At 62.7% G+C, this 13,017-nt stretch carries 7 protein-coding genes and 1 tRNA gene; 5 read left to right on the plus strand and 3 right to left on the minus strand.

Annotated elements, in window-relative coordinates; all coding sequences use genetic code 11:
* Positions 1 to 161: 161 nt before the first annotated feature.
* The 4 genes from Thiofri_RS06430 (at position 162) to Thiofri_RS06445 (ending at position 6,240) form a co-directional block, all read left to right on the plus strand.
* Entirely contained in the window at positions 162 to 1,049 is an 888-nt protein-coding gene (locus Thiofri_RS06430; protein WP_009150888.1) for an inositol monophosphatase family protein, read from the plus strand.
* A 191-nt stretch (positions 1,050 to 1,240) separates the two neighbouring features.
* Positions 1,241 to 1,684 (plus strand): tetratricopeptide repeat protein, encoded by a 444-nt coding sequence (locus tag Thiofri_RS06435; protein WP_009150889.1) that lies wholly within the window; start codon positions 1,241 to 1,243, stop codon positions 1,682 to 1,684.
* A gap of 87 nt (positions 1,685 to 1,771) precedes the next feature.
* Complete coding sequence (locus Thiofri_RS06440) at positions 1,772 to 3,079, plus strand: efflux RND transporter periplasmic adaptor subunit (RefSeq protein ID WP_009150890.1); 1,308 nt, start codon at positions 1,772 to 1,774, stop codon at positions 3,077 to 3,079.
* A gap of 41 nt (positions 3,080 to 3,120) precedes the next feature.
* Positions 3,121 to 6,240 (plus strand): efflux RND transporter permease subunit, encoded by a 3,120-nt coding sequence (locus tag Thiofri_RS06445; RefSeq protein WP_040858220.1) that lies wholly within the window; start codon positions 3,121 to 3,123, stop codon positions 6,238 to 6,240.
* Between the two features lie 27 nt (positions 6,241 to 6,267).
* Here Thiofri_RS06445 and Thiofri_RS06450 read toward each other — a convergent pair whose 3' ends face one another.
* Together Thiofri_RS06450 and Thiofri_RS06455 are read right to left on the minus strand one after the other, a co-directional pair.
* Complete coding sequence (locus tag Thiofri_RS06450; RefSeq protein ID WP_009150892.1) at positions 6,268 to 7,596, minus strand: (Fe-S)-binding protein; 1,329 nt, start codon at positions 7,594 to 7,596, stop codon at positions 6,268 to 6,270.
* A gap of 115 nt (positions 7,597 to 7,711) precedes the next feature.
* A tRNA-Arg gene (locus Thiofri_RS06455) sits at positions 7,712 to 7,788 on the minus strand.
* Between the two features lie 221 nt (positions 7,789 to 8,009).
* On the opposite strand from Thiofri_RS06455, the gene Thiofri_RS06460 reads away from it, so the two are divergent.
* A complete protein-coding gene (locus Thiofri_RS06460; protein ID WP_009150893.1) occupies positions 8,010 to 11,255 on the plus strand; it encodes a response regulator in 3,246 nt (1,081 codons plus the stop codon).
* A 9-nt stretch (positions 11,256 to 11,264) separates the two neighbouring features.
* Here Thiofri_RS06460 and Thiofri_RS06465 read toward each other — a convergent pair whose 3' ends face one another.
* The gene (locus Thiofri_RS06465; protein ID WP_009150894.1) at positions 11,265 to 12,833 is read right to left on the minus strand and encodes a GAF domain-containing protein; all 1,569 of its coding nucleotides are present in this window, start codon (positions 12,831 to 12,833) and stop codon (positions 11,265 to 11,267) included.
* Positions 12,834 to 13,017 lie beyond the last annotated feature (184 nt).

Here is a 13,017-nt window from a genome sequence, read left to right on the forward strand (position 1 = left end):
CTCACTGTGGGGTGCTGGCGCTTTGATCGGGCGCCCCGGCCTGAAGCAAGCTTCTGGCGCGGATTTTAAGACCGGACATTTGGATCGGCGCGCTCCTGTGCCCATGTTGCAAACTGGCACGGAAGTTTGGACAAAATTATTGTCAGGAGTCATCCGCCATCATGTTCTCTGAACCGCCGGTGAATCACATGGATTCTACCGACCTCAACAAAGAAGACCCCTCACTGGAGTCTCTCGCCGCTGTGATGCGCGAGGTCGCCCAGGCTGAAATTCTCCCGGCCTTTGGTCTTGTCCAGGCCCGGGCCAAGGCTGATGGCAGTCTGCTCACCGAGGTCGATTTGGCGGTGCAGCAGCGTCTGATCAAGGCGCTCGAGCGGTTGACGCCGGGAATTGCGGTGCTCGGCGAGGAGATGCCCGAGAGCGAGCAGCTCAGGTTGCTTGAGCGGGCATCGGCCGATGATGCGCACGCAGGTGAGGCGAGCGCGTTCTGGGCCCTGGACCCGCTTGATGGGACCAGCAATTTTGCCTGCGGTTTCCCGGCTTTCGCCATCTCCCTGGCGCTGTTCCGCAAGGGGCAGGCTGAGCTTGGCATCATTTATGATCCGGTGCGCGATGAATGCTTTAGCGCGCGCTTGGGGCAGGGCGCCTGGCTCAATGGCGACCCCTTGCAGTGTCGTCGCGACTGCCAGCGGCTGGCGGACGCCATGGCGCTGATCGACTTCAAACGCATCCCGCCCGAGCGCGTGCCGGGGCTCATTCGCACCGGCGCTTTTCGTTCCCAGCGCAATCTCGGGTCGGTGGCGCTCGACTGGTGCTGGCTCGCTTCCGGTCGTGCCCAGATTTATCTGCACGGCGCGCAGCGGCTGTGGGACTACGCCGCTGGGCGCCTGATCGCGGCCGAGGCTGGCGTTATCACCCGGATGCTCCCACCTGGGCTTGCTGAGCCAAGCGCAGGGCTCACACTCGCGCCCCGGCTGGCCATGGCCGCAGCCCATCCGGCGCTGTTCGATCAGTGGTGGGAACATGTCGGTTTGCCGTGGCGAGAGTGACCACAGAGCCTTCGCGGGAGACGCGGGCGAGGCATTTTCGCCCTGGGACTTGGTGAGCAAAAACTGACTTACTTCCCGTATCGGGTTGGCATTTTTCAGCCCCCAAACGTCTTGGATTCGACGACAACGACAACGACGACCTGCCGCCAGCGGCGGGGATGCGTTGCGGTTCATCATTGCAGGAGACCATCATGGCAGAGACCCTGACCGACCAGGATATGGAACTCAGCAGCGGCATCGCCGCTTTCGAGAGCAAGCAATTTTCGCGCGCTGTGGGCCTGCTCGCGCCCCTGGCCGAAGCTGGCCATCCCGAGGCGCAGTACCGCATGGCCATCATGGCGCAGAACGGGCTTGGCATGATGCCCAATCCGCTACAGGCTTTCAGTTATATGAAAGCCGCTGCCAAGGCTGGACTCGGCTTGGCACAGCACGGGCTGGGTTTTATGTACATGGAAGGCGAATGCACTGACAAAAATCCCCAGCGCGCGCTGGAGTGGTTTACCAAGGCGGCCGAGCAGGGGTTGGCCGGCTCCCAGACCACCCTCGCGATGATGTACGAGGAAGGTCGCGGTGTTGAAAAGAATCAGGAAGAAGCGCGCAAGTGGTATCGTCTGGCGGGGTTCGACGAGAAATAAATCGCCGATTTCAGGGCACTGCGTCCAACCCCCATCCCCTAACCCCTGGCGTCGCCGGCATCGGCTGACGCCCTCAGGATCATTTCCGTGAAGAAACTTTCGTCCTTCTTGCTCCCGGTGCTCATTATCGCCGTGGCGCTTGGCCTGTTTCGTTTTCTCAAGGCGACCAAGCCTGAACAGCCGCCGCCCAAGGTGCAAGAGCGGGTGTGGCGGGTGGCGGTTGAGGCGGTGAAGCCGCAAGCCCTTGCGCCTGAGTTGATGCTTTATGGTCAGGTCGAGACGCCCGACCTGCTCAAACTCACCGCCTCGGCCAACGCCTGGGTGGAGCGGGTTGGGGTGCGCGATGGCCAGTTGGTGACCAAGGGCGAGGTGCTGATTCAACTCGACCCGCGCGATTTCGAGCCGCGCATCGACCAGGCGCGGGCAGAGATTGCGGAACTTAAGGCCAGTATCGAGAGCGAGAACAATCGCCAGCAGTCCGATCAGCTGGCGCTTGAGCAAGAGCAGCAGCTACTTGATCTGGCTGGTCAGAGCGTGGAACGTCAGCAGCGCTTGAAAACGCAGAAGGTCGGTGCCGAGCAATCGCTCGACGAGGCCATGCAGCAGCAGGCGCAACAGGCGTTGTCGGTGTCCAATCGCAAGATGAGTATTGCCGATCACCCCAACCGGCTGCGCGGTCTGCAAGCCAAGCTGGCCAGTGCCCAAGCGCGACTCGATCAGCTCGAGCTAGAGTACGAGCGTGCCAGTTTGAGCGCACCTTACGATGGTGTGATCGCCAATGTGGAGGTCACGGCCGGCGATCAGGTCTCGCGCGGTGAGGTGCTGCTGATGCTCTATGCCCGCTCAAGCCTTGAGGTGCGTGCGCGCATTCCGGCCCCTTACCAGGACGAGATTCTCGCTGCCATGAACGCGGGCAAGACCCTGTCGGCCTCAGCACAGGTCGCCGGCGCCGAGGTTGCGCTGCGTCTTGGGCGATTGGATGGCGAGGCGCAGGCGAGTGGTATCGACGGATTGTTTCAGGTGCAGAGCAATGCCGATTTGCTTCGTATCGGCCAGCTACTGACGCTGCGCCTGGCGCGCGGCGCGCAAAGTGATGCGGTGGCCTTGCCGATGGCGGCCGTTTATGGCGGCGAGCGGGTGTATGAGATACAGACGCAGCCGCCGGAGACCCAAACCGATGGTGCGAAGACGGGCGACGAACAGCAGGCCGAGAAGCCCGCCGAGCCCACACTGCGCATGCGCTCGGTCGATATCGACATGCTCGGTACTCGCCGAGGTGCCGATGGCCGCGAACTGGCCCTGGTGCGCTCGCCCGAACTAACCGCTGGAGACCGCGTCGTAATCACCCATTTGCCCAATGCCATTGATGGCCTGCGGGTGGAGGTTGTGCAGTGAGCGCCTCCGGGCAGGACGCGCCCAAGGGTCAGGGCGCTCCCATGGGTCACAAGTCGGATCTGATCGGGCTTTTTGCCCATCACAAGGTCGCGGCAAATTTGCTCATGGTCATCATGCTGATGACCGGCATTTTCGCGATCGACCGGTTGAACGTGCAGTTCTTCCCAAGCTTCGATCTCGACATCATCACGGTGCGGGTGGTCTGGACCGGGGCCAGTGCCGAGGACATTGAGGACGGCATCACTAATCCGCTCGAGCAGCGGCTGCGCACCCTCGATAACCTCGACAAAATGACCTCGACCTCCAGTCAGGGGCTTTCCTCCATCACCCTGGAGTTCAAAGAGGGCACCGACCCGCTGCTGGCGCTCGATCAGGTGCGCCGATTTGTCGATGAGTTTCGTAATTTTCCCCAGGATGCCCAGAAGCCCGAGGTGGCCCTGGTCACGCGCTACGAGCAGGTCGCGCGACTGCTAATTACTGGCCCCGACTCGCCGGCTGAGCTGCGCCAACTCGCGCGGCGGTTCGAGACCGAGCTGATTGATCGCGGCATCGACAAGGTCGATATCAACGGCCTGCCCGAGGAAGAAATCAGCATCGAGATCGATAGCGCGCAGCTCGAAGAACTCGACCTGGGCCTTGCGCAGATCGGCGACCGGGTGGCAGCCTTCAGTCGCGACCTGCCGGCCGGCGCGATCGGGCGCGGCGAGGGCGCGCGCGAACTGCGCAGCCTCGATAAGCGCCGCGATCCGCTGGAGTTTGCCAATGTGCCGGTGGTGACAGAGGCCGACCTGCGGGTGAACCTGGGCGATATTGCCGAGGTGGAGCGCCGCCCAAGGGACGGCAGCGTGGAACTTAGCTATCGCGAGCAGCCAGCGGTGGAATTGATTGTGCAGCGTGCAGAGGCGGGGGACTCCCTGGCGGCCGCGAAGGTGTTCGATCAATGGCTACAGGACGCGCGCGCAAGCCTCACCCCGGGGGTAGAGCTGCAAGCCTACGATCAGTCCTGGACGCTGATCCGCGACCGCATCATGCTGCTGGTCAATAACGGGCTGGGTGGCTTGATCCTGGTGGTGGCGATTCTCTATCTGTTCCTCACCGGGCGGGTGGCCTTCTGGGTCGCCTGGGGTATTCCGGTGTCCTTTGCCGCGACCCTGTTCATCATGCTGCTGACTGGTGGCAGCATTAATATGATCAGCATGCTGGCGCTGATTATGGCGCTGGGTATCATTGTTGACGATGCCATTGTGGTTGGTGAGGACGCGCTCGCCCATTACCAGATGGGCGAGGACCCCTTGCTCGCGGCCGAGGGCGGTGCGCGGCGCATGATGGCGCCGGTCGTGGCCTCCTCGCTCACCACCATTGCGTCGTTTCTGCCGCTGATGCTGGTCGGCGGTCGCATCGGCAACATCCTGATCGCCATCCCCTCGGTGATCATCGCCGTCATCATCGCTTCCCTGGTGGAGAGTTTTCTGGTTCTGCCAGGGCATCTGCGCCATGCTTTCGTGCATTCGCACAAGATGAAACCCAATTCCATTCGCGCGCATCTCGACCGCGCCTTCGATCGGTTTCGCGATCAGGTGTTCCGCCCGATCGCGACCTTTTCCATTCATCATCGCTTCGCGACCATCGCCAGCGCTTTGGCGTTGCTGATTCTGGCCATCGGTCTGGTGGCCGGCGGGCGCATCAGCTTTACCTTTTTCCCCACGCCCGAGCCGCAGGTCATCTACGCCAATGCCACCTTTGCTGCCGGCACCCCGCGCGAGACCGTCGACCGGTTTCTTAACCATCTCGAGGAGCAGCTGTACCAGGCCGAGCAGTCGCTCGACGCCGGCCGGCTGATCAACCTGGCGGTGACTTATCACGGCACCAAGGCCGGACCTGGCGCGCGCGCAGCGGCCGATCAACTCGGTGCCATTCAGGTCGAGCTGCTGCCACCCGATGAGCGCGAGGTACGCAACCCTGAGTTCATCCGCGCCTGGCGAAAGCATCTTGACATGCCCGCCGGGCTTGAGCATTTGACCATCACCTCGCGCCGGGTTGGCCCGCCGGGGCGGGATCTCACCATCCGCCTGACCGGCAACAATCCTGAGCAACTCAAGAGCGCGGCGCTGGACCTGTCGGAAACTCTGTCTGGCGTGCCGGGCGTACTCGAAGTGGAGGACGACATGGCCTATGGCCGCGAGCAATTGGTCTATTCGCTCACTCCGGCGGGCGAGGCGCTCGGGCTCACGGTGGCGGATCTCGGGAACCAATTGCGCACCGCCTACGACGGACGCCTGGTGCAGATTTTTCAAGATGGCTCCGACGAGGTCGAGGTGCGGGTGCGCCTGCCGGCGGTCGAGCGCGACAGTCTGGTGAGTCTCTATCGGCTGAACATCCGCACGCCCGATGGACAGTCGGTTCCGCTCACCGCCGTGGCCGACTGGCGCGCGCGTCAGGGCTTTGAGGTGCTGCGCCATGCCGAGGGCAAGCTGGCGGTTGAAGTCACGGCCGACGTGAATACCGAAAGTGCCAATACCGACCTTGTCGTCGCTGCGCTTGAGGAGGGCACCCTGCCCGAGCTGGCGCGCACCCACGGCATCAGCTACTCCTTTGAGGGGCGCTCGGCCGATCAGCGCGAGACTCTGGGCGACATGCGCAAGGGTGCCCTGCTAGGGTTGATGCTCATCTACATTATTCTTGCCTGGGTCTTTGCATCCTACGGCTGGCCGCTGGTGGTGATGACGGCGATTCCCTTTGGCATCAGTGGCGCCTTTTTCGGCCACTGGATCATGGGCATGGACCTCACCATCCTGTCGCTCTTTGGCATGTTTGGCCTTTCCGGCATCGTGGTGAATGATTCCATCATCCTGGTCAGCTTCTACCAGCGCCTGCGCGCCGAGGGCATGGCAGTCACGGAAGCACTCATCGAGGCCTCCTGTCAGCGCTTGCGCGCCGTGCTGCTCACTTCGCTCACCACCATCGCCGGCCTCACGCCGCTTCTGTTCGAGCACTCCTACCAGGCCCAATTCCTCATCCCCATGGCCACCTCCATCGCCTTCGGGCTGGCCTTCTCGACCCTGCTGGTGCTGCTCGGCATTCCAGCACTGCTGTCGCTGCACGAGAGCATCCATCACGGCCTGATCCGGCTACGCGAGCAATGGAACGCCAGGCTGGCCTGATGTTCGTTCTGGGCCCGATCAATCACCTCAGTCTTCGGCATCTGCCCGCAACTGGCGCTCAAGCAGTTCAACCGGGTGTAGCACGGGGATCGCCAGACCGGCGTTCGCCAGTCCGCTAGCGAGATGCAAGGCGCAGCCAGTGTTGGTGGTGAGCAGATAGTCCGGTTGCAGGGTGCGCAGGGCCCCGAGCTTGGGTTCGAGCAGCGCTAAGGCGGTGTGTGAATGCTCGATTAGATAGGTGCCAGCCGCGCCGCAGCAACTGTCGTTGCCTGGCAAGGGCTGGACATCGAGCGCGGGAATCCGCCCGAGCAGCTGGTAGATCGCGCTGGCGCCTCCGGGCAGTAGGCGCTGCGAGCAGGGTTCATGCACCAATACCCGGGCTGACAGGGGGCGTGGCCTGGCCTGGGCCAGAGCCTGTGAATTGGCCAGAAACGCGCAAATCTCCTGCGCGCTTATGGCCTCGCTGGTCTGTAATTCCAGCATGCAGGCGCTGGAGAAGCCAATGACCCTGCGCTCGCCAAAGGCCTTGGCATTCACGGCTAATTGCCGATTTGCAGCCGCGGTAAAACCATGATGGCGGTGCAGGGCACCGCAGCAGCCTTGGGCCGAAGGCTCATCGAAGGGAATGCCCAACTGCGCCAGCAGTCGGCGCGCGGCGTCGATGCTGGCGCCCTGGGTAGCGCGCGCAATGCAGCCGAGAAAAAGCCCCACAGGTGGCGCGCTGGCAGCTGTTGTCGGGGCGGATAAGTCGCTTGAGAGGGCGCGGGACGAGTCGTGCGGCGAGCTGTTTGACGAGTGTTCGGCTTGCGACGGCATTGACGCGCCTACTCGGCGCGGTGCATGCACGGCGGCGCCCAGGCGCAGCAGCAGGCTTGGCCATGACCGGCTGGAAGGGTTGGAAAGACGCCCGATGCCGGCTTTTCTTAGCAGCAACCCCAGGGGCGCGAGCAATAGAAGCCAACGCGGCTGGCTCAACAAGTCAAGCCAGGCCAATCGCGGCCAGCGTCGCCACCAGGGGCTGCGGGCTTGGCGCAGCGTCCGGGCGCCGTCCATCAGGCGACCAAAGTGCACCAGAGACGGGCAGGCGGCCTCGCAGGCGCGACACTCCAGGCATTGGTCGAGATGTCGCAGTAGGACCGGTGAGGCCGGCAGGGAGTCTGTCAGCCAGCCCTGAATCAAGGCAATGCGCCCGCGCGGGGATTCCGCCTCGGTGTGCTCCAGGCGAAAGGTCGGGCAGACTGGCAGGCAGTACCCGCACTTGACGCACTGATCGGCGAGTTGTAGCAGGGTATCTGGTTCGGGCGCGGCAAGCCTAGGGGGCTGCGCGAGGAAACGGACCTGACGGGAAAGCGACAAGGGAGGATGTGCGGCGGATGCGGGGAGGATTTGGAGCGGATGCGGGAACGGACGTATTGGTCGGAATGGGCGCGAGATGCCCCCAGTTGGCCAGTGGCCGTTAAACTGCTATAAATGGCGCGCCCGGCAGGATTCGAACCTGCGACCCCAGCCTTCGGAGGGCTGTACTCTATCCAACTGAGCTACGGGCGCGTTGTGTGGCCCGTTGTACGAGCCGATTGGCAAAGCATAGCGAGACCTTAGTGTTGGCGGCAGGTGAAATTTTGCGCCGTCTCGGGTCCATCTCAATGCTCGCTCGCTATTATGTGATCTGACGCTGTTGCTGTCCATGCTTTCTTGTCGTGGCCTGATAATATGACTGAGTTTAACCAAATGCCGAGGTTTCGCCGGTTTCGCCGGAGGGGGTAAAGCGAATGACTGTCGATACCGAGGTGGCGCAAGCGCCACTGGATTTAAGTGTTTGTGAAGCGGAGCCTATTCATCTCGCGGGCGCGATTCAACCGCATGGGGTCCTTCTGGCCCTGACCATCGATGGGCTTGAGATCGTTCAGGCCACGCCCAGCTGTCGGCAGCATCTGGGCATTGAAGTCGCCGATTTGCTCGGACGCCCCCTTGCCGATGCGCTGGGGATGGCCTTGGTGGACCTGGTGCGTGAGGGGTCCAGGTGTTTTCGCTGCCAGCCAACGGAGCCTGTGTCCTTTCGCTGGACAGTGCCGAGTGCAGCAGAGGGTGCGGCGGCTGAATTCACCGGCTATGTGCACGAGGCATCGACGACCGAGGGGTGGGGTCTGCTGGTGCTTGAGCTGTTGCCTGTGCTGGAACAAGACCTGGAGCTTGGGGATGCGCTTGGCGAAGCGGTGCGCGGCTTTCAGCCGGTGCGCGTGCAGGCTGAGCTGGATAAAAAATTGCAAACCGCAGCCGAGCTGTTTCGGCGTTTAACCGGCTATGACCGGGTGATGATCTACCGCTTTGATGAGCTGGACTGGCACGGCGAGGTGGTGGCCGAGTCCAAGACGTCTGCGCTCTCGCCTTATCTTGGTCTGCATTTTCCCGCCTCGGACATTCCGGCGCAGGCGCGGCATCTGTACGTGGTGAACCGCACCCGAGTGATTGTCGATGCCAACTATGTGCCTTCGCCACTGATGGCCAGCGCCAAGGCGCCTGAGTCCTTATCGCTCGATCTGTCGCTCAGCCTGCTGCGCAGCGTCTCACCCGTGCATCGGGAATATATGCGCAACATGGGCGTGGCGGCCTCGCTGACACTGTCTTTGCTGCGTGATGGCGAGCTCTGGGGGCTCATTGCCTGTCATCATCGCAGCCCGCGTCCCATCTCGCTTGAGGTGCGCGAAATTGCCGACTGGATGGCGCAGGATCTCTCCACCCAGATCACCCTGAGCGAACAAAACCGCCGCCGCCGCGAGCGCGCGAACCTGAAACAATGTCGTGAACAGGTGTTGCAGGCCATGCGCCAGGGCGCGCGCCTGACCGATGTGGTGCGCGGTCCGGGGCGGGAGGATCTGCTGTGCGCGGTTGATGCCGATGGTGTCGCACTGGTGCGTGGCCGGGAGGTGGTGCTGGGCGGGCAGTCGCCGCCCGAATCCCAGGTGCTGGAGATTCTGGAGCGACTGCGCGAGCTGCGCCCCGCTGAGATGTCTCCGCTGTTCGTGACCGACTGTCTGAGCGAGCATCTGCCGGACATGGCCGCTTGGGCGGGGCAGGCCGCCGGGGTGGCCATGCTCTCGTTCGACGCGGTCAGCCAGCTGACGCTGCTGTGGTTTCGCGGTGAACAGTTGCGCAAAATCACCTGGGGCGGGGATCCGGACAAGGCGGCGGAGTTGAGCAATGACGGGCGCATCAATCCACGTAAATCGTTTGAACAATGGAGCCAGACGGTGCGTTTTCACAGCCACCGCTGGTGGTTGGCGCAACGCCAGTCGGCGCTCGAACTGGGCGGGCTGATCGACATCGAGTTGCGCAAGGATGCCGAGGAACGTCTGCACCGTACCGAGATTGTCCTTAAGGCGGCGATCGAAACCATCGGCGAGGGCTTTGTGGTTTACGACGCGCAGGACCGCCTGGTGCATTGCAACCGGGAGTATCGCAATCTCTATCGGACCTCGGCGCCTGTTCTCGAACCGGGGCGGAGTTTTGAGGAAATCCTCCGCTATGGCCTCGCGCGCGGGCAATACCCCGAGGCGGTCGGACGCGAGGAAGAATGGCTTAAGGACCGGCTGCGCGAGCATCATAAGGACAGCTCCGAGATCTTGCAGCAGCTTGATGATGATCGCTGGCTCAAGGTGCGGGAGCGGCGCACGCCCGATGGTTTTCATGTCGGGATTCGGGTTGATGTTACCGAATTGCATCAGGCCCGATTGGCGGCAGAGTCGGCCAATATTGCAAAAAGCCGCTTCGTGGCCACCATCAGTCACGAAATTCGCACACCGCTCAATGGCATTACGGGCATGGCACAATTGCTGGCGCGCCCGGATATCAATGATGCCGAGCGAGTCGACTACGCCAACACGCTACTAAATTCAAGCAAATCCCTGCTGGCGCTGCTGAACGACATTCTTGATCTGTCAAAGGTTGAAGCCGGAAAACTCAAGATCGATGCCGTGCACTTCAAGCCGGCTATTCTGCTGCGTGAATTGCACTGGCTGTTTTCAGAATCGGTGAGAGATAAGGGGTTGACCTACACTGTGGTCTGGAATGACGACAGCCCTGGTCGCTTCTATCGCGCCGACGCGCATCGGCTGCGACAGATGCTCATCAATTTGGTGAACAACGCGATCAAGTTCACGGTGGCTGGCTTTGTTCGCATTGAAGGGCGGGAGTTGCCTCCCGCCGATACCCCGGTGAGCCAGCCCGATAGCCGCAAGCCGCTATTGGAGTTTGCCGTGGTTGACAGTGGTCCGGGGATTCCGGCGGATCGGCAGCGGGAGCTGTTTCAGCCGTTCTCGCAGATTGGTAGTTCTACCGCCCGGCTTTATGGCGGCACAGGGTTGGGCTTGTCTATCGTCAAGCGGCTTGCGCGGCTCATGGGTGGCGAGGCCGGTGTGGAGAGCGAAGAAGGGCAGGGCGCGCGCTTCTGGTTGCGGATACCGGCTGAGCGGGTGAGCGAAGCTGACGCGCCGCCGTTAACCCGGGCCGAGGAGCGCGGGCAGCACCTGGTCGGGTCAGCATCTGCTGAAAGCCGACCGAATACATCCCAACCAAAGACGAGTGCTAAGCCCCAACCTGGCAGGGAGCGCCCGACATTGAAAACCGGCGCGTCGTCCGACACCCTGATTTTCGTTGTTGATGACGAGCCGACTAACCGTAAGCTCATGCGCGCGCTTTTGAGCAAGCTCAATTTCAGCGTGGTCGAGGCCGATAATGGTCAGCAGTGTGTGGACCGGCTCAACGCGGGGCTGGCTCCGGATGTCATTTTGATGGACTGCCGGATGCCCGAGTTGGACGGTTACCAGGCCACGCAGGCGATTCGTGCAGCTGAGCAGGAGAAGGCGTGCCCGCGCGTGCCGGTCATTGCGCTCACCGCAGCCGCCTATGCAGAAGATCGTGAGCGGGCAATGGCGGCCGGCATGGATGACATGCTGGCCAAGCCGGTGATGTTTGAGGAGCTGAGCGACAAACTGGCCGAGTGGCTCGCGAAAGCCTGATGGTGGGGCTCAAGGCGAGAGGAGATCGGCATTAATGTCGCGCAGCAGCAGACTGCGGAATTTGCGCGCGCGCAGCAGATCGCTGCTCGACCAGGGCTCGGAATGCCCGGTGGTGGTTTCCACCCAATGCTCAAAGGATGCGCGTGGCGAGAGCATCTGCTGGCCCTGATCGCTGAGCGCGCTTTTGCGCGGATCACCGGCCCAGGTGACTGTTTGCGGTTGCTCTGGGCGCCACCACAGGAACAGGCGCTCGCCCGGATCGGAAAAATGCCGCACCCGCACCGCCAGCAGGCCACTGGCCCTGTCCACATAAGCCCGCGCCGGCGGGAACAGCTCGGGCAGATGATTGGTGGCGAAGATGTGTTCTTCTGACTGCTCCAGCAGCCACGCGACCTGGGCGCGAATGGCCGCAGGCTCTGGCACCTGAGCGAAACTGGTAAAGCTGTTCCCGTCAACCAGGGCCGCGCCGCTGGCGCCAACCAGTTCAAGCAACAACTTGCCCAAGGCTGGTGTCGCGTCCGTCTCGTGGCCTCGGGCATAGTCCTCGTCGGACTGACGCATGGTCTCATGCAGGCGCGTGATGTACTCCTCGCTGGCGGATAGCTCCAGCAGCCGCTGTGCGCCCTGAAAGCCGGAAATCGCCAGAGACAATGCCTGACACATGGCCACGCAGCGCTCGCGCAGTGGCAGGGGCAGGTCGCGCGGTTCGCGATGATGACAGGCGATCAGACCCCACAGGCGCTCGCCAACCACAATGGAAAAGGACAGGGACGCGGTCACGTCCATGTTCTTTAAATACTCCAGATGCACCGGGGAGACGGCACGCAGGTCGGATAGGCTGAGGTCGAGCAGTGGTGATCTGGTCTCGCCTGGGCCTGTCTCGCTGAGAATTGCCACCGGCTCGGCGCGGCGGTCGGGAATCTGCCGGTGGGAGTTGGCCAGGTAAAGATCGCGCGCGGTCTGCGGAATATCGGAGGCCGGATAGCGCAGACCGAGGTAGGGCTCCAGGCCGGGCTCCAGGCTCTCGGTAATGACTTCGCCGCTGTCATCGTCGCGAAAGCGATAAATCATCACCCGCTCGAAGCCGGTGGCTTCGCGCAGGGTGTCGGCCAGAAACTGGCCGTAGCGCGTCCATTCCGATTCGCTGCTGGGCATGCGAAACAGCCGGTGGGGAATGGGGCGGTAGGCAGCGAGGCGCTGGGATTCGGGCAGGGCAGGCTCAAGCTCCAGCAGCCAGTTGTTGTCGTTGCATGACAGCCAGCCGTCGAGCAACCCGGCCGGACCAGAGCACAACCCGGGAAACAGCTGTTTATCTGCACTGGGGTACATCCAGCGCACGGCCTGGTCGCTGGCCGTGGTGTCGGGCGGAAACTCTGGGAAGCAATCGGTCAGGGCCTGGCCAAGCAGGGTCTCGGGCTGGCGCCCAAGCCACTCGGCGGCATTGGCGCTGAGGTGGCGGATGCGCGCGTCGCCTGCTGTGCCGGCCAGCAGCAGGCCGGAGGGCTGAATGAAGCGCGTCAGATGCAGTTGTTCGCGCTCGCACTCATCGATGAAGCCTTGCAGGGGTTTTTCGCTCATGGCTGGTCATCCCGCGATGATGGGTGTGGCTTAGGGTCCGCCGAAGCCAGCGACGCGCGCCGGCCAGCGGGCAACAAGAGCACCTGAGTATAAGGGTTTTTTGGGGCTGATTGGGTCGCGCATGCGCTGAGCGCTGCTCTCAAGATCGCGGGCTGGCCGTATTGACAAGTCACAATCAATTGGC

The organism is Thiorhodovibrio frisius (assembly GCF_033954835.1).
Lineage (GTDB): Bacteria > Pseudomonadota > Gammaproteobacteria > Chromatiales > Chromatiaceae > Thiorhodovibrio > Thiorhodovibrio frisius.

What these genes read in the sequence shown, in the direction of transcription:
- Thiofri_RS06460 (WP_009150893.1), top strand. Translation starts at nt 8,010, where the DNA reads ATGACTGTCGATACCGAGGTGGCGCAAGCGCCACTGGATTTAAGTGTT.
- Thiofri_RS06445 (WP_040858220.1), top strand. Translation starts at nt 3,121, where the DNA reads ATGGGTCACAAGTCGGATCTGATCGGGCTTTTTGCCCATCACAAGGTC.
- Thiofri_RS06435 (WP_009150889.1), top strand. Translation starts at nt 1,241, where the DNA reads ATGGCAGAGACCCTGACCGACCAGGATATGGAACTCAGCAGCGGCATC.
- Thiofri_RS06430 (WP_009150888.1), top strand. Translation starts at nt 162, where the DNA reads ATGTTCTCTGAACCGCCGGTGAATCACATGGATTCTACCGACCTCAAC.
- Thiofri_RS06465 (WP_009150894.1), bottom strand. Translation starts at nt 12,833, where the DNA reads ATGAGCGAAAAACCCCTGCAAGGCTTCATCGATGAGTGCGAGCGCGAA.